The 17,181-nt window shown below is 36.2% G+C and carries 12 protein-coding genes; 10 read left to right on the forward strand and 2 right to left on the reverse strand.

Translation table 11 applies throughout. The features are described from left to right. The first annotated feature begins 163 nt into the window (after positions 1 to 163). The 3 genes from ACIQ2X_RS05780 to ACIQ2X_RS05790 all read left to right on the forward strand — a co-directional run bounded on the left by ACIQ2X_RS05780 (position 164) and on the right by ACIQ2X_RS05790 (position 5,541). Positions 164 to 1,123: a hypothetical protein gene (locus ACIQ2X_RS05780; protein ID WP_396177973.1), complete on the forward strand. Its 960-nt coding sequence runs from the start codon at positions 164 to 166 to the stop codon at positions 1,121 to 1,123. A 329-nt stretch (positions 1,124 to 1,452) separates the two neighbouring features. Beyond that, positions 1,453 to 3,252, forward strand: a complete 1,800-nt coding sequence (gene uvrC / locus ACIQ2X_RS05785) for an excinuclease ABC subunit UvrC (RefSeq protein ID WP_396177974.1) — start codon at positions 1,453 to 1,455, stop codon at positions 3,250 to 3,252. Positions 3,253 to 3,342: 90 nt separating this feature from the next. Next, positions 3,343 to 5,541, forward strand: coding sequence for a patatin-like phospholipase family protein (locus ACIQ2X_RS05790; RefSeq protein WP_396177975.1), 2,199 nt, complete (start codon positions 3,343 to 3,345; stop codon positions 5,539 to 5,541). Between the two features lie 6 nt (positions 5,542 to 5,547). Here the strand turns inward: ACIQ2X_RS05790 and ACIQ2X_RS05795 are convergent, their stop codons facing one another. Both ACIQ2X_RS05795 and ACIQ2X_RS05800 read right to left on the reverse strand, forming a co-directional pair. Beyond that, positions 5,548 to 5,697 carry a hypothetical protein gene (locus ACIQ2X_RS05795; protein ID WP_396177976.1) on the reverse strand — a complete coding sequence of 50 codons (150 nt, stop codon included), beginning with the start codon at positions 5,695 to 5,697 and terminating at the stop codon, positions 5,548 to 5,550. A gap of 215 nt (positions 5,698 to 5,912) precedes the next feature. Then, entirely contained in the window at positions 5,913 to 7,583 is a 1,671-nt protein-coding gene (locus tag ACIQ2X_RS05800) for a sodium:calcium symporter (RefSeq protein WP_396177977.1), read from the reverse strand. A 168-nt stretch (positions 7,584 to 7,751) separates the two neighbouring features. Between ACIQ2X_RS05800 and ACIQ2X_RS05805 the strand changes: the two genes are divergently transcribed. The 7 genes from ACIQ2X_RS05805 to pgi all read left to right on the forward strand — a co-directional run bounded on the left by ACIQ2X_RS05805 (position 7,752) and on the right by pgi (position 17,097). Further along, positions 7,752 to 9,197: an amino acid permease gene (locus tag ACIQ2X_RS05805; RefSeq protein ID WP_396177978.1), complete on the forward strand. Its 1,446-nt coding sequence runs from the start codon at positions 7,752 to 7,754 to the stop codon at positions 9,195 to 9,197. A 280-nt stretch (positions 9,198 to 9,477) separates the two neighbouring features. Beyond that, a complete protein-coding gene (locus ACIQ2X_RS05810) occupies positions 9,478 to 10,635 on the forward strand; it encodes a homogentisate 1,2-dioxygenase (RefSeq protein WP_396177979.1) in 1,158 nt (385 codons plus the stop codon). Between the two features lie 158 nt (positions 10,636 to 10,793). Next, the gene (gene hppD / locus ACIQ2X_RS05815; protein WP_396177980.1) at positions 10,794 to 11,954 is read left to right on the forward strand and encodes a 4-hydroxyphenylpyruvate dioxygenase; all 1,161 of its coding nucleotides are present in this window, start codon (positions 10,794 to 10,796) and stop codon (positions 11,952 to 11,954) included. 285 nt (positions 11,955 to 12,239) lie between these two features. Continuing rightward, entirely contained in the window at positions 12,240 to 13,013 is a 774-nt protein-coding gene (locus ACIQ2X_RS05820; RefSeq protein WP_396177981.1) for a DUF3108 domain-containing protein, read from the forward strand. 1 nt (position 13,014) lies between these two features. Continuing rightward, on the forward strand, positions 13,015 to 13,974 hold the full coding sequence (locus ACIQ2X_RS05825; protein WP_396177982.1) for a tryptophan 2,3-dioxygenase family protein: 960 nt from the start codon (positions 13,015 to 13,017) through the stop codon (positions 13,972 to 13,974). 23 nt (positions 13,975 to 13,997) lie between these two features. Further along, on the forward strand, positions 13,998 to 15,236 hold the full coding sequence (locus ACIQ2X_RS05830; RefSeq protein WP_396177983.1) for a M23 family metallopeptidase: 1,239 nt from the start codon (positions 13,998 to 14,000) through the stop codon (positions 15,234 to 15,236). A gap of 202 nt (positions 15,237 to 15,438) precedes the next feature. Beyond that, the gene (gene pgi / locus ACIQ2X_RS05835; protein ID WP_396177984.1) at positions 15,439 to 17,097 is read left to right on the forward strand and encodes a glucose-6-phosphate isomerase; all 1,659 of its coding nucleotides are present in this window, start codon (positions 15,439 to 15,441) and stop codon (positions 17,095 to 17,097) included. Positions 17,098 to 17,181: the final 84 nt, after the last annotated feature.

Consider the following 17,181-nt stretch of genomic DNA (forward strand, 5'->3'; position numbering starts at 1 on the left):
CTGTCCGAAAACAGATTTAGTCGAAAAATACTTATTTTTACCCATCGTTATTTGAATTTTGCAACTCAAAATTACGGTATTTTTAAGAAGCCATTAATTTGGCTTCTTTTTTTATCGGACAACAATGATTACTTTTACTAAATAATATGTAATATTAGGTACAATGGCTAAAAAAAAGCACGAAGATGATCCTTTTACAAGAGTGAAAAAATGGTTCAAAAGAAACTTAACATGGGTATATTTTACCCTTGCAATAATTTTCATACTTTTTCCAAATACGAGTTATTCTCCACTTCATGATGATTGGAATAGTTTACTACAAAAAATAGGTTTCGTAGCATTAACTTCAGGAGTTTTTGCTAGTGTTTTGAAATCAATTCAATTTACAGGACTGTTTCAAGAAGAATTAACTAAAATTATCTCTGGAACTGAATTTTTAAACAATAGAAAAGATTTACCTGAATTATGGAAAAAAATATCAAAATCAATTTATGCAGAGAAATTTCCTGAAATTAGCGAATTGCTTGAAGATAGAATATTAACAACATATTTCCCTATGGATACACATCATTACAATGAAGATTTAGTTGTATCTATAATTATCCACGATATTAGCGAAGATTTTGTAATAAATTATACTCAAACTATTGAGTATTATGCTATTTTAGATTCTGAAGAGAATGAATCTAATATTGTGTACACTGATACAATAACCGATGATTTGGATGTTGAAGAAAAAAATGATTTAATTTCGTTTAAAGTTGAGGGAGTAGAAATAGATTTAGATAAATGTAGGGAAGTAAAGAAGGAAGAAGGAAAAATTAAATATATTCATAGAGTTCCAATAAGAGGTAAAAAGAAATTTAAAATATTTCTTAAAGTTAAAAACACCTATTCTTTAAAGGGAGAAAATGTGAAATTATTGAGATTCAATACAATTACAAAAAATGTAGACGTCACTGTTTGTTACAATAAAGACATAGAAGTTTCGTTTTTCAATGTAGGTCTTGTAAATGATTTTGTACCAATACATGTAGATATGGAAAACACGTTAAGTAGAAGACATAGAGATGATTTAATATTGCCAAGACAAGGATTTGGTTTAAGTTTTAACAAAAGATAAATACAGATATCTAATTATTAATATACATTTGTAAAAACATAATTACTTAATAAACAATAAAAATCAAAACATTATGAAAACACAAGCAGAAATAATTAACGGTAGTGACGGATTAGTAGGTTAAATATATTAAATAATTTTAACATAATTTAGAGGCTAAATAATTAATTTTATTTAGCTTTTTTTATTTAGCAGCAAAATTCATAGTAATTAATCAAATTTAATGTGAAAAATCAATACTTTAATATCGGCAAATAAAGGGTTATTTTAAAATTTTCATTTTCTGACTAACCCCCACCTTCCTTACGAATTTTACTAACTTTGCCCCTATGGCATCAACCGCTTTAAATTCACAAATCCAATCGCTACCCGATAATCCCGGCGTCTATCAGTATTATGATAAAGAAGGGAAAATTTTATACGTCGGGAAGGCCAAAAACTTGCGCAAACGTGTTGCTTCTTATTTCAATAAAATCCACGATACGGCGCGAACCAATGTGATGGTCAAAAAAATTGTGACCATCAAACACATCGTAGTTCCCACAGAAACGGATGCATTGTTGCTCGAAAATAATTTAATTAAAAAATACCAACCACGATACAACGTCTTGTTACGCGACGACAAAAGTTATCCGTGGATTTGTATCAAGAAAGAGCCATTTTCCAGAATATTTTCTACCCGAAGAATGGTCAAAGACGGCTCGGATTATTACGGACCTTACACGAGTTTTAAAACTGTACATACCATTTTGGGTTTAATCAAAGAGTTGTACCCTTTGCGAACCTGTAATTATGATTTGAGTGAAAAAAACATTGAAAATCACAAGTTCAAAGTTTGTCTCGAGTACCACATCGGAAATTGCAAAGGACCTTGCGAAGGTTTTGAATCTTTGGAAGATTATCAGCAGGAAGTAGAAGCCATTCGGCAAATTTTGAAAGGAAATTTCAAAGAAAGCTTGAAAGATTTTAAGAAAAAAATGAATGCTTTGGCCGCCGAAATGCATTTTGAAGAAGCACAAAAGCTGAAGGAAAAAATCGAAATTCTGGAGAATTATCAATCGCGGTCGATGGTAGCCAATCCTAAAATCAACAATATTGATGTCTTTTCGATTGTTTCGGATGAAGGCGCGGCTTATGTCAATTTTTTGCAAATTGCTCATGGATCAATCATTCGATCGCATACATTGGAACTCAAAAAGAAGCTCGACGAAACCGACGAAGAATTGTTAGAACTTGCCATTGTAGAATTACGGGAACGATTCAAATTATTGTCCAGAGAAATCATCGTTCCATTTCCGGTAGAAGTGGGCGAAAATGTAAAAGTAACCGTTCCTCAACTGGGAGACAAAAAACAAATCTTAGAACTTTCGATTCGCAATGCGAAGTTCTACCGAATGGATCAGCTCAAGCAAATGCAAATTGTAGACCCCGACCGACATACCAATCGGATTATGGCCCAAATGAAGAAGGATTTACGGCTTCCCGTCGAACCTCGACACATTGAATGTTTTGACAACTCGAACATTCAAGGAACCAATCCCGTGGGGGCTTGCGTGGTTTTTAAAGACGGAAAACCCAGCAAAAAAGACTACCGCCATTTCAATATAAAAACCGTTGTGGGTCCCGATGATTTTGCCTCGATGGAGGAGGTGGTGTACCGACGTTACAAACGACTTTTGGACGAAAACGAACCCTTGCCCCAACTGATTATTATTGACGGAGGAAAAGGACAACTCTCATCGGCATTGAAAAGTATTGATGCACTTGATTTACGCGGAAAAATTGCGATTGTAGGTATTGCCAAACGATTGGAAGAACTTTTTTATCCTGGAGATTCGGTGCCGTTGTATTTGGATAAAAAGTCGGAAACCTTGAAAGTCATTCAGTACTTGCGGAACGAAGCCCACCGTTTCGGAATCACTTTTCACCGGGACAAGCGAAGCAAAAGTGCGTTGAATTCGTCGATGGAAACCATTCCCGGTATTGGCGAAAAAACGATGCAAACCTTGATTTTACATTTCAAATCGGTCAAGCGATTGAAATTGGCTACCGAAAAAGAAATTTCGGAAGTAATTGGAGTTTCAAAAGCCAAAAAAATTTACGACTTTTACAATACTTCTGTAAATTAAGTGTTTATTAAATTTAAACCTTTGATTGACATGATTTCAATTTTCTTAATTTAATTCTTTACGCCACAAGAGTCGCTTAAAAACCTTCTTATGAAAAAAATTTTTTTCCTTTTACTGCTTTCATTATCGGGTTTTCACTTTTCTTTGGCACAAGAAAAAGAACGCCCAAAAGTAGGTTTGGTTTTGAGTGGTGGCGGGGCTAAGGGTTTGGCACATATTGGGGTTTTGAAAGCCATTGAAGAAGCGGGTGTCAAAATCGATTATATCGGAGGCACCAGTATGGGTGCCATTGTAGGCGGACTTTATGCGTCGGGATATAATGCGGCTCAAATCGATTCTATTTTTAGTGTTTCGGATTTTGACAAACTCCTAAAAGATTACATTCCAAGGTCTTCTAAAAATTTTTATGAAAAAGAAAATGACGAAAGATATGCGTTAACGCTTCCTTTTGACAACTGGAAAATAGGCGTTCCTTATGCCTACTCGAAGGGTTTAAATATTTATGGTCTGCTGAATAAATTGTTCCATAACGACCGTCACATCAGGGATTTCAATCAACTGGCTACCCCTTTTTTGTGCATTGCCACAGATATCGAAACCGGAAAGCAAGTGCTGCTCAATCACGGATATCTTTCGCAAGCCATTATGGCAAGTGCCACTTTTCCTTCGTTGTTTTCGCCTGTTTTATTGGAAAATAAATTACTTATCGATGGAGGTGTGGTCAATAATTATCCTATTGACGAAGTACGGAAATTGGGTGCTGAGTTCATTATTGGGATTGATGTGCAAGATGGATTAAAAACACGGAAGGATTTAAAAAATGCCACTCGCATTCTAGTCCAGATTTCGAATTTGCAAATGATGGACAAAATGAAGTCTAAAAAAGACCTAACCGACATTTACATTAAGCCTGATATTTCGGAGTACAACGTGATTTCGTTTAGCGATGGCAAAGAAATTATCAATAAAGGTGAAGAAGCCACCTTTGGAGTTTATGAAAAATTAAAAGCGTTAGGTTCTAATTATAAAAAACCAAAACTTATTGCAAAACAGGTAGATACGCTCCATATTGAAGAGATCCAAATCAATGCTTTAAAAAATTATACACGGGCTTATATTATTGGTAAACTGGGTTTTAGATCAGGACAGTCCATTACCTACGATCAATTACAAGTAGGAATTGACAATTTAAATGCGACGCAAAACTTTAGCGCATTGGGTTACAGCTTTGAAAAAAAAGCGAACGGAGATGTGTTTCAAATAAATTTAGTCGAAAACCCTGTCCAGTCTTTTTTGCGATTCAGTTTGCATTACGACCATTTGTATAAAAGCGGTGTTTTGGTCAATTTAAACAAGAAGAAAGTTTTGTTTAAAAACGATGTTGCTTCATTAGATGTGATTTTAGGCGACAATATTCGGTACAACCTCGATTATTATATCGACAATGGATTTTATTGGAGTTTTGGATTCAAGTCCCGGTTCAATACATTCAATCGGAATGTTTTAGCGGATTCGCAAACGAGTCCTATTTTTGGTATTGATGGCTTGAATTCCATTAATTTGGATTTTGCCGACTTTTCGAATCAGGCTTATGTACAAACTATTTTTAAACAAAAATTTATTGTTGGTGCCGGAGTGGAATTAAAAAACATCAAGATTGCTTCGGAAACCATTGATAATGACACATCGGTTTTTAGAAGCAATAATTTTGCAAGTGTTTTTGGCTACCTCAAGTACGATTCGTTGGATAACTATTATTTTCCACACGAAGGTTGGTGCTTTTCCGGAAATGTACAATCCTTTTTGTATTCTTCCCGATCCGAAGATTTTACGAAATTCACGTATTTTAAAAGTGAATTCACACGGGCATTTCCTATTTCATCACACCTTACGGCTATTGCAAAAATCGAAGGTGGATTTTCAATTGGAGAAGGCGATAGTCCCTATTTTGATTTCATTTTAGGCGGTTATGGATTCCATAGAATCAATAATTTTGATTATTTCTACGGTTACAATTTTCTAAGTTTGTTTGGAAACAGTTTTGTAAAATCTACTTTGACTTTAGACTATCGGTTTTACAAAAAGCACCATTTCAATTTTGCAGGAAATTTTGCCAATATTGGCAATAAATTATTTGATTCTGATGCTTGGTTGGAACGTCCGAATTACTCGGGTTATGCTTTGGGCTATGGTTTGGAAACCGTCTTAGGTCCCATCGAAGTAAAGCATTCTTGGTCGCCAGAAACCAAAGAGCACTATACGTGGTTCAGTATTGGATACCGATTTTAGCAAAAATTATTGACGCTCTTTTTCTTCTTCGTTTTCAGAAAATGAATCCGGTTCCACCTTAGGTTTTGTGTTTAAAACGCGGTAGAAAAAATATCCTGTAAAACCAATTACAATTCCTTGAGTTGTAATCATAGTGATTAATGCTTCTGTATTCATAGTATTTTTTGTTTTTGCTTTGTCCTAAACTACACTGCAGGAATTTAATTAGTAAGGTGTTTTGCTTGTCGCGATTTTATCGGGACGTTTTCCGCTACAATCTTTTTTGTCTCGTCTTTTTGGAGGAGCTAAAAAAGGATTTTCTCCCGAAACTTCGGGACAACCCCTAACGCAAAATCCTGCAATAAATAAAACGAAGCGGTTTTTTTAAAAAATTATAATGTGGCTCTTCCTTCTCTTCTTCTTTTCAAAAAGGCAACGTAAACCAAGGCACTGATAAAAATAAATAAGCCAAGTAATAAGAATCGGGCAAAATTCAAATACATAATTTGATCTTCCAGTTGTGCAATTACGACGGGGTCAGTTGCAGCAGCAATTTTATCCCTAATTCCAGCATGCATAACTGTTTTTACAATCGAACCATTATCCAAATTCCAGCCATTTCCAGAAAAGAAACTCGATACATTTCCCGACCAATCATTGTTTAAAGGTTTGAATAACGAACCGATAAAAATGATAATCAACATAATGGGTGTAACAAATTTGATAATGAATTTATAAATAATAGGCACTTGAATATCAGCACCACTCGTAATTTCTGCCCATCCTTTTTTCATTCCAAAAATCCATGAGAATAAAATGGTTTCGAGCATGGCAAAAACCACCAAACTCACGGTTCCAGCCCAATAATCATATTCGTCAAAAACACCTTCTTGGAAGAAAATAACCGTTGGTAAGCCCATCAATAAAATCAAAAATCCAAATGACCAAGCACCTTTATTTTGACCCCAATTGAATTCGTCTTTCATAAAACCCATCCAAGGAGTTCCCATTGCTAAAGACGAAGTGATTCCGGCAAAAAACAACAATCCAAACCAAAACAAGCCTGCAAACGCTGCCAATATTGGACCCCATTGTTGAAATAAATACGGCATGGTTTGAAACGCCATTCCAAAGCCTGCATTTTGTAAAACCCAGTCCAACCCTAAATATCCAGCAGCAATTGGAATAACAATCAAGCTTCCTAAAACTACTTCTACAAACTCGTTCATGAATCCTGCCGAAACCGCATTTAAAGCAATATCATCTTTGGAGCTCATGTAAGCCGCATAGCATTGAATGGTTCCCATTCCTACCGAAAGTGTGAAAAATATCTGTCCAGCCGCCGCCATCCACACTTTTAAATCTAAAATGGAGTCGTATTGAGGTGTCCATAAAAAGTTCAAACCGTCCCAAGCATTGGCATTTGGAAATAATTCAGAAGCACCGCTTGTTCCTAATGTTAATCCTCTAACGGCTAAAATAACACCAAATAGAATTAATAACGGCATTCCTATTTTGGCTACTCGTTCAATTCCTTTCAAACCTTTTGAAAGGATGTACGTATTTAATAGTAAACAAAGAATGTAAAAAACAACCGCTTCGTAGGGAATTCCAGTACTGGATTTTGAAATATCTACATAATTATTAAAAAATTGTGCCACGTTACTTTGACTCATTCCTTCAAAAGTTCCCGCAAGGGAATGGTAAACATAGGACATCGTCCAAGATTCAATGTAACAATAATAAGCCGCAACAGCAACGTTGGTAAAAATCCCGAAAACACCAATATACTTCAAAATTCGACCTTTTACCATCGAATCCAATATATAAGGCGTACTGTGGTTCCCAAATTTTCCGCCAAAACGCCCTGAAGCCCACTCAATGTAAAGCAACGGAATTCCCATTAGTAAAAAACAGATAAGATACGGAATGATAAAAGCACCTCCGCCATTTTGGACTGCTTGAACCGGAAATCTAAGAAAATTACCCAACCCCACTGCGTTTCCTGCCATAGCTAGAATCAATCCGACTCTAGAACCCCAAGCTTGCGTATCTTTTGACATATAATGTTTTCAAATTGTTAATGAAAACCAAAGATAAAAAAACAATTGTAAAAAGATAAAAAAACAATAAAAAGCTTATAATCGAACAAAATATATCCATATTTTTTGTGTTAAATATTGCATAAAAAACTATATTTGGAACCACAAATCAATTAATCAATTAAGTCTATGTCTATTTGGAGAAGAAAATCATTAGCACTTTTGATGGCCGAAGCCTCAGAGGATGAAAAAGGTTTAAAGAGAACATTGTCATCTAGAGCTTTGGTAGGCTTAGGAATTGGAGCTATTATTGGAGCAGGATTATTTTCATTAACTGGAATTGCAGCTGCAGATCATGCAGGTCCTGCGGTAACCTTGTCATTTGTTTTGGCAGCTGTAGGTTGTGCGTTTGCAGGTTTGTGTTATGCAGAATTTGCCTCAATGATTCCAGTTGCAGGAAGTGCTTACACTTATTCGTATGCTACGATGGGAGAATTTGTAGCTTGGATTATTGGTTGGGATTTAGTTCTTGAATATGCGTTAGGGGCTGCAACGGTTGGCGTGAGCTGGGGTTCTTATTTAAATAAATTATTGGCACAATTTGGCATGACCATTCCCCCAGAATTTTCAAGTGCACCATCAGAAGGGGGTATTATAAATTTGCCAGCTATTTTTATTGTTTGCTTATTGTCGCTATTATTAATAAGAGGAACAAAAGAATCAGCATTTGTAAACAATATATTAGTAGTGATGAAATTGATTGTAGTAATCATTTTTATCGTATTAGGTTGGCAATACATCAATCCTGATTTTCATGTGCCGTATATTCCAGCATTTGTGCCAGAGCATATTGATCCTGCAACAGGTGAAAAAGTAGGCGAATTTGGAGGAATGTCGGGAATTGCTGCAGGAGCAGGCTTGGTATTTTTTGCATTTATTGGTTTTGATGCCGTTTCTACTGCTGCACAAGAAGCAAAAAATCCTCAAAAAGGAATGCCTATCGGAATATTAGGCTCGTTAGCAATTTGCACTATTTTATATGTACTTTTTTCCTATGTAATGACAGGATTAGTTCCTTATACAGAATTTAAAGGGGATGCTTCTCCGGCCGCAACGGCGTTTGCCGTAACAGGATATAGCTTCTTGCAAACGGGACTTATTGTAGCTATTCTGGCGGGTTATACTTCAGTAATTTTAGTAATGTTGATGGGACAAAGCCGTGTTTTTTATTCAATGAGTAATGATGGACTGTTGCCAAGATTCTTTGGGGATATCCACAAGAAATTTAGAACTCCATGGAAAACAAATATTTTCTTTATGTTTTTCGTAAGTATTTTTGCAGGATTTGTTCCAATTAAAGACTTGGGTCACATGGTTAGTATAGGTACATTGTTTGCCTTTTCTTTAGTGTGTCTTGGGATTTTAATAATGCGGAAAAAAATGCCAGATGCAGTTCGATCCTTTAGAGTGCCACTGGTTCCTTTCGTACCAATAGCTGGAATTGCAGTTTGTTTCTACTTAATGTATTCCTTACCGGGGGAAAGTTGGTTCAGGCTATTTATTTGGATGGCAATTGGGGTATTGATTTATTTTATTTACGGTAAAAGTCGCTCGAAATTGAACAACTCGCAATAAATTATAATGAAATTTTTAAAGGCACTAATGATTTAATTGTTAGTGCTTTTTTTTGTTCAATAAATATTTCGCAATAATCACGATCAAAAAATTAATTTTTACGATATTTGTCTTATGGAAACAACTTGGACAGGTTTATTGTCTCATTTAAAATTCCTCATTAAGAGGAATCCGGAATGACTTCAATTAGATAATTAGTCAATCAGAAAATGAGCTAATTATCTAACTACAATACCCATTTTCTAATTATCTAATTCCCACATTATCTAATTAAAAAGTTATGCCATTATATCATAAACTAGGAAAATTTCCTCAAAAACGCCACACTCAATTTGAGAAACCAGAAGGTGGACTTTATTACGAACAACTTTTTGGAACAGAAGGATTCAACGGACATTCTTCACTATTATACCATGTCCATCGTCCTACACAAGTCAAAGAAATTTTGTCTTCCACAGATGTAGAACCCAAAATTGCCATCGGGAAAAACATTAAATCTTTATTGTTAAAAGGTTTTGAATTAAAACCAGCCGATGATTTTTTAGACAGTCGAAAAGCCATGTTGGTCAACCGCGATTGCACCATTGGTCTTGCTGCACCAAGAAAGTCACTGCGTGATTATTTCTATAAAAATGCCGATGCCGACGAAATGATTTTCATACACAAAGGTTCAGGAACGCTTCGTACGATGTTGGGAAATATTCCTTTCGAATACGGCGATTACCTAATTATCCCACGCGGAATTATTTACCAAATTGATTTTGATACTGAAGAAAATCGACTGTTTTATGTTGAATCTTTTGCTCCATTTTACACTCCAAAACGTTATAAGAACGAATCAGGTCAGCATTTAGAGCACTCGCCATTTTGCGAACGCGATTTTAAATTGCCAACCGAATTGGAAACGCACGACGAAAAAGGCGATTTCGTTATCAAAATGAAAAAAGAAGGAATGCTACACGAAGTGGTTTATGCCACGCATCCTTTTGACGTTGTAGGTTGGGACGGATATAATTTTCCTTATGCTTTCAGCATTCACAATTTCGAACCAATTACAGGTCGCGTACATTTACCTCCGCCAATCCACCAAACATTTGAAACATCCACTTTTGTAGTGTGTTCATTTGTGCCAAGATTATACGACTACCATCCAAAATCCATTCCTGCTCCTTACAACCACAGTAATATCGACAGCGATGAGGTTCTTTATTATGTAGATGGCGATTTTATGTCTCGAAATAATATCGAGCAAGGTCACATTACTTTGCACCCTAAAGGAATTCCGCACGGTCCAGCACCTGGAGCTATGGAACGAAGCATCGGTCACAAAGGAACTGAAGAGTTAGCCGTTATGGTCGATACATTTCGCCCTTTAATGGTTACCGAAGAAGCAATGGGAATCGACGATGGAAAGTATTACAAATCTTGGGTGGAATAAAAATTAGGAGCGAATGGCTCGGGCTTTTTGGGTAATCCATATTCCCGCCTTCCTTCCACATCTCCCGAGAAAAACGGGAGGATGTTCCCTCCAGTCGGGGCTAAAAAATTAAATCATAAATCGCTCGTCATAAGTACAGCGCTATAAAACAAAATACAATGTCAAAGGAAATAAAAAACGTAGAATACGGATTAGAAAAAATATTTGAAGGAGCTCAAGACTTCTTGCCACTTTTAGGAACAGATTACGTAGAATTCTATGTAGGAAATGCAAAACAAGCCGCTCATTTCTACAAAACAGCTTTCGGATTTCAATCACATGCTTATGCAGGATTGGAAACAGGAATGAGAGACAGAGCATCTTATGTGTTGAAACAAGACAAAATTCGTTTGGTTTTAACCACGGCTTTAAAAAGCGATTCTCCCATTGGCGAACACGTAAAAAAACACGGTGATGGTGTCAAAATAGTAGCACTTTGGGTAGAAGACGCCCGTTCTGCTTACGAAGAAACAATGAAACGTGGAGCAAAATCCTACATGGAACCAACCGTAGAAACCGACGAAAACGGCGAAGTGGTTCGTGCAGGAATTTATACGTATGGCGAAACGGTTCACATGTTTGTAGAACGCAAAAACTACAAAGGCGACTTTTTGCCTGGTTATAAAAAATGGGAATCGGATTACAATCCAGCGCCAACAGGTTTAAAATACATCGATCACATGGTAGGAAATGTGGGTTGGAACGAAATGAATACTTGGGTAAAATGGTACGAAGACGTGATGGGATTTGTCAATTTCCTATCGTTCGACGACAAGCAAATAACAACTGAATATTCGGCTTTGATGTCCAAAGTAATGTCCAACGGAAACGGTAGAATCAAATTTCCAATCAACGAACCCGCCGAAGGAAAGAAAAAATCGCAAATTGAAGAGTATTTGGATTTTTACGAAGGTTCGGGCGTACAGCACATTGCAGTAGCTACAGACGACATTTTGACCACCGTTGCCGATTTACGTTCCCGCGGTATTGAATTTTTATCCACACCACCACAAGCGTATTATGATGCAGTTCCATTCCGATTAGAAGCACACAACCATAAATTACAAGAAGACATCAATAAATTGATGAGTCTTGGAATTATGATTGATGCCGATGAAGAAGGCTATTTATTGCAAATTTTTACCAAACCTATTGAAGACCGACCCACTTTGTTTTTTGAAATCATTCAACGAATGGGAGCCCGAGGTTTTGGTGCTGGAAACTTTAAAGCGCTTTTTGAAAGTATTGAAAGAGAACAAGAGAAAAGAGGAACTTTGTAAAACATTTCGATTATTTTAACGATAAATTAAATTTTCAACCAATATCGAGCTTATTATTGTCAAATAAATGTTAAAGTCAATTTTTTTTGATTTAAATCGCAATGTGTGTATTACTTTTGCACTCGAAAAATAAGAGGGGGTGGTTCCCTTCGAATTTTAATGTAAATTTTCATAATTTATAGTTTTTTGGTTGGTTAATAGCATAAAAACTCAGTCATTCTTGGCTGGGTTTTTTTGTTTACATACTTTTGGAACAGAAGTTGTATATTGAGTAAAAAAAAAGCTATGAATAAGATATTAATTTTTACACTGTTTCTCATAACAGTCAGTTTCGCCCCCCAAAAAGAGCGTGCCTTTAAAGAAGGCGAATGGTTTAAATTCCGAATACATTACGGAATTGTCAACGCGGGTTACGCCACGATGGAAGTCAAAGAGGCCGTAAAGAACAATAAAAAAGTGTACCACGCCATTGGTAAAGGTTTTACCACCGGGATGACCAAATTTTTCTTTAAAGTCGAAGATAATTACGAAAGTTATTTTGACAAAGAATCGGGAGTTCCATACCAATTTGTTCGGAAAATTGACGAAGGTGGTTATACTAAAAATCAAGAAGGATTCTTTAATAACTCCAATCATACCATTACAGTAAAAGATTATAAACATAAATCTGAAAAAAGTTTTATAGTTCCTGCCAATACACAAGATATTTTATCAACATTTTATTACCTTCGTAACCACCCAGATATTGATAAATTAAAAGTGGGAGAGTCAATCGCTATTGATATGTTTTTTGACGACGACACGACAAAATTTAAATTAAAATATCTTGGAAACGAAGACATTAAAACAAAATTTGGAACAATACCCACAATGATTTTTAGACCTTATGTTCAATCAGGTCGCGTTTTTAAAGAACAAGAAAGTTTGACGGTTTGGATTTCTGATGACGACAATAAGATGCCCATCAGAATCAAAGCCAGTTTAGCTGTTGGGTCGTTAAAGGCTGATTTGGACGCTTTCAAAGGTTTAAAACATTCTTTTTCCGTAAAAGCTAATTAAAATGATTACAGCACACCGCGAAGATTTATTAGATCAAATAGAACTAAAGTATAAAAAACTCGACCAAAAAACCGATACCCATCTAGAAGGTTTGTTATGGTCAAAACCCATAACGTATTGGGATTATATTCAAACGGACGCCCTACTAAATCTTCAGGTGCAACGCACTACATTACCCGACGAAATGGTATTTATTATGTACCATCAAGTCAACGAATTGATTTTTAAAATGATTTTGTGGGAAATGGAGCAACTCTGTCATACCGACCAACCAGAAACTGCCTACTTTACCGAAAAACTCATGCGAATCAGTCGCTATTTCGATATGCTAACCACTTCTTTCGACATTATGGGCGACGGCATGGAAGTGGATCAGTACATGAAATTTAGAAATACGCTCACTCCCGCCAGCGGATTTCAAAGTGCCCAATACCGTTTGATTGAATTTGCCTCCACCGATTTAATCAATTTAATTGACTTCCGATTTAGAGCATCAATCGACAGAAATACATCCTACGAACACGCTATGGAACATTTATATTGGCAAGCTGCTGGTAAAGATTACCATACCAATGAAAAGTCGTTTTTATTAAAAGAGTTTGAACGCAAATACAAAAAGGAATTTTTGTCTTACATGGAAGAGTATAATACCATCAATATTTGGCAAAAATTCAAACAACTTCCTCTTGAAGATCAAAAAAACGTAGATTTAATTAATGCCATGCGTCATTACGATCATACCGTCAACATTACGTGGGTGATGCAACATTTAAACACCGCCAAAAAGTACATCGAAGGCAGCGGTAAAGGAAACGGCGAAGCAACCGGTGGAAGTGATTGGAAAAAATACATGCATCCAAAATACCAGCGAAGAATATTTTTCCCAGAACTATGGAGTAAACAAGAACTCGATAATTGGGGCGAAGACGCGAGCTTTAGCGAACAGGCGAAGCAAAAATAGATTAACTGCATAAACAAACACTTTTGAAAAGATTATCATCCTTATTGTTATTGTTGATTTTAGCATTATCTTGTAACGAAAAAAAAGCGAAAAAAGAAGTTGCACCAACAATAGAAAAACCAACACCAGTTGTTATTGAATTTGGCTTCAACCTCAATGAATTTGATGTTGTCCGCGACACAATTCAAAGCGGCGATACCTTTGGAAGCATTCTTTCGAGTCAAAACCTGGGCAACAATAAAGAATACGACATCACTCAAAAAGTAAAGGATTCCTTCAATCTTCGAAACATCCGTATCGGAAAAGAATATACGCTGTTACGTTCTAAAGATACTGCCAAAATCCTAAAAGCATTTATCTACAAAGCCGATATTGCCCATTATTATGTAGTCGATTTGAGGGATTCAACAAGGGCCTACAAAAAACAACTTCCCATTACCATAAAACGACGAACTATTGCTACTGAAATCAACGGTTCACTTTCCGCCACTTTAGATGAGGCAGGTGTTCAACCGGCGATGGCACAAAATTTAGCCGACATTTATGCCTATTCGGTCGATTTCTTCAAAATCCAAAAAGGCGATCGATTTGCCGTAACTTTCAACGAAAAATACATCAACGACACCATTTATGCAGGTGTGGAAAGTCTCGAAGCTTCATTTTTTATCCACAAAGGAAAAAAAATATATGCTTTTCCGTTCAAGCAAGATACCACTTCACGACGCGTCGATTATTATGACGAAGAAGGCAAAGTATTAAAAAACATGTTTCTAAAAGCACCACTTAAATTTGGATACCGCATTTCCTCACGCTTTTCTAAAAACAGGTTTCATCCCGTTCAAAAAACCTTCAAGGCCCACAAAGGAACTGATTATGCTGCAAACCACGGAACACCTATTGTAACCACCGCTTCAGGCGTTGTGGAACGAACAGGGTACACTGCCGGAAACGGAAATTATGTAAAAGTCAAACATTCCAGCACCTATTCGACACAATACTTACACATGTCTAAAATTTTGGTCCGTCGCGGTCAACGAGTAGGTCAAGGAGAAGTAATCGGAAAAGTAGGAAGTACAGGCTTAGCAACCGGGCCACATGTGTGCTATCGTTTCTGGAAAAACGGTGTTCAAGTCGACCCTCTAGTGCAAAAGCTCCCCAATTCTGAACCTATGAATGCCAAATTCAAACCGCGTTTTATGCAAGAGATGACGCCTTTGAAAAAAGAGCTCGACAGTATTGCAGCCTTGAAATTCAAAAATTAAATTACTTTTACGAGCTTCTCCCGAAACTTTGGGGCTGCTATCCATTTCAATTTTTTGTCAAAACACTTTATTTTCTCATAGGAAAATAGTAGCGTTTTTTTTTCTGCAAAATTTCCATTTCTATCAGGGCTAAAAAATCATAACAATAAGATTACAAACTTATGTTGTAAATTTGCACCTCATTAGCAAAAAATAAATCAGTATGAACTTTAGTACTATATCTCCAATTGAAACCGCTTCGTGGAAAGCATTAGAAAATCATTTTCAAGAAATTAAAGATGCTTCAATGCAACAAATGTTTCAACAAGATCCCACACGAGCCGAAAAATTTAGCCTGCAATGGAATGACTTTTTAGTGGATTTTTCTAAAAACAGAATTAATGATGAAACGCTAAATTTACTTCTAAAATTAGCCGACGATGTGCAACTTAAAAGTGCTATTTCCAGTTATTTTACAGGCGAAGCCATCAATAAAACCGAAGATAGAGCCGTTTTACACACCGCTTTGAGAGCGCCTAAAAGTGCTGAGGTTAAGATAAGCGGAGTCAATATCATACCCGAAATTTTCGAAGTAAAAGAAAAAATAAAAATCTTTACCAACGAAGTAATTTCTGGAAAACGCAAAGGATTTACAGGAAAAAACTTTACAGACGTTGTTAATATTGGTATTGGTGGTTCAGATCTCGGACCTGCAATGGTGGTAGAAGCCTTGCAATATTATCAAAATCACTTGAATGTACACTTTATTTCAAATATCGACGGCGATCATGTACATGAATTATTGAAGAAAATAAATCCCGAAACCACGCTTTTCGTCATTGTTTCTAAAACCTTTACCACCCAAGAAACATTGACCAATTCCGAAACTATCAGAGAATGGTTTTTGCAATCTGCAAAACAAAGTGACGTGGCCCAGCATTTTGTGGCGGTTTCTACCAATATTCAAAATGTAACGAATTTCGGTATTGATGCCAATAATGTTTTTCCAATGTGGGACTGGGTTGGTGGCCGTTTTTCATTATGGAGTGCCGTTGGATTGACCATCAGTTTGTCAGTTGGTTACGATAATTTCAATGCGTTATTAGCAGGAGCCAACGAAATGGACGAACATTTTAAAACTACCGATTTCGACCAAAACATTCCCGTAATTCTTGCTTTACTGAGCATTTGGTACAATAATTTTTATGGAGCCGAAAGCGAAGCAATTATTCCGTACACCCACTATTTACAAAAGTTAGCACCGTATTTGCAACAAGGAATTATGGAAAGCAACGGTAAAAGTGTCGACAGAAACGGCGATAAAGTCAATTATCAAACCGGAACCATTATTTGGGGCGAACCGGGTTCGAATTCGCAACACGCTTTTTTTCAGCTGATTCACCAAGGGACAAAACTAATTCCAACGGATTTCATCGGATTTTTAAAACCACTTTATAGCGACAATAATCATCATAATAAATTGATGTCCAATTTCTTTGCACAAACAGAGGCACTTTTGAACGGAAAAACCGAAGATCAAGTACGTGCAGAGTTTACAAAACTTCAATACTCAAACGGTCAAGCGGAATTTTTAACCCCATTTAAAGTTTTTGAAGGAAATAAACCTACCAATACTATCTTAATCGAAAAATTAACCCCTAAATCCTTAGGATCATTAATTGCGATGTACGAACATAAGATTTTTGTGCAAGGAATAATTTGGAATATCTTTAGTTACGACCAATGGGGTGTGGAATTGGGTAAACAGCTGGCGAATTCGATTTTAAATGAAATCAATTCAGGAACAGTAAATGTACATGATAGTTCTACAACTGCACTTCTGAACTATTTCCTTAATTGTAAAGTTTCACAACATTGTTGATGGCATTTCCTCCCCTTCGGGGTTTTCTTTGGAGGCGTAGCCGTAAAAGAAAACCCCGAAGGGGAAAGATAAAAAAGTTGATTA

The sequence above is a fragment of the Flavobacterium sp. genome (assembly GCF_044368625.1).
Lineage (GTDB): Bacteria > Bacteroidota > Bacteroidia > Flavobacteriales > Flavobacteriaceae > Flavobacterium.

Excerpts from the sequence above, each read along its gene's own strand:
- ACIQ2X_RS05825 (WP_396177982.1), top strand. The coding sequence starts at position 13,015 with ATGATTACAGCACACCGCGAAGATTTATTAGATCAAATAGAACTAAAG.
- ACIQ2X_RS05795 (WP_396177976.1), bottom strand. The coding sequence starts at position 5,697 with ATGAATACAGAAGCATTAATCACTATGATTACAACTCAAGGAATTGTA.
- ACIQ2X_RS05810 (WP_396177979.1), top strand. The coding sequence starts at position 9,478 with ATGCCATTATATCATAAACTAGGAAAATTTCCTCAAAAACGCCACACT.
- hppD (WP_396177980.1), top strand. The coding sequence starts at position 10,794 with ATGTCAAAGGAAATAAAAAACGTAGAATACGGATTAGAAAAAATATTT.
- pgi (WP_396177984.1), top strand. The coding sequence starts at position 15,439 with ATGAACTTTAGTACTATATCTCCAATTGAAACCGCTTCGTGGAAAGCA.
- ACIQ2X_RS05820 (WP_396177981.1), top strand. The coding sequence starts at position 12,240 with ATGAATAAGATATTAATTTTTACACTGTTTCTCATAACAGTCAGTTTC.
- ACIQ2X_RS05790 (WP_396177975.1), top strand. The coding sequence starts at position 3,343 with ATGAAAAAAATTTTTTTCCTTTTACTGCTTTCATTATCGGGTTTTCAC.
- uvrC (WP_396177974.1), top strand. The coding sequence starts at position 1,453 with ATGGCATCAACCGCTTTAAATTCACAAATCCAATCGCTACCCGATAAT.
- ACIQ2X_RS05805 (WP_396177978.1), top strand. The coding sequence starts at position 7,752 with ATGTCTATTTGGAGAAGAAAATCATTAGCACTTTTGATGGCCGAAGCC.
- ACIQ2X_RS05800 (WP_396177977.1), bottom strand. The coding sequence starts at position 7,583 with ATGTCAAAAGATACGCAAGCTTGGGGTTCTAGAGTCGGATTGATTCTA.
- ACIQ2X_RS05780 (WP_396177973.1), top strand. The coding sequence starts at position 164 with ATGGCTAAAAAAAAGCACGAAGATGATCCTTTTACAAGAGTGAAAAAA.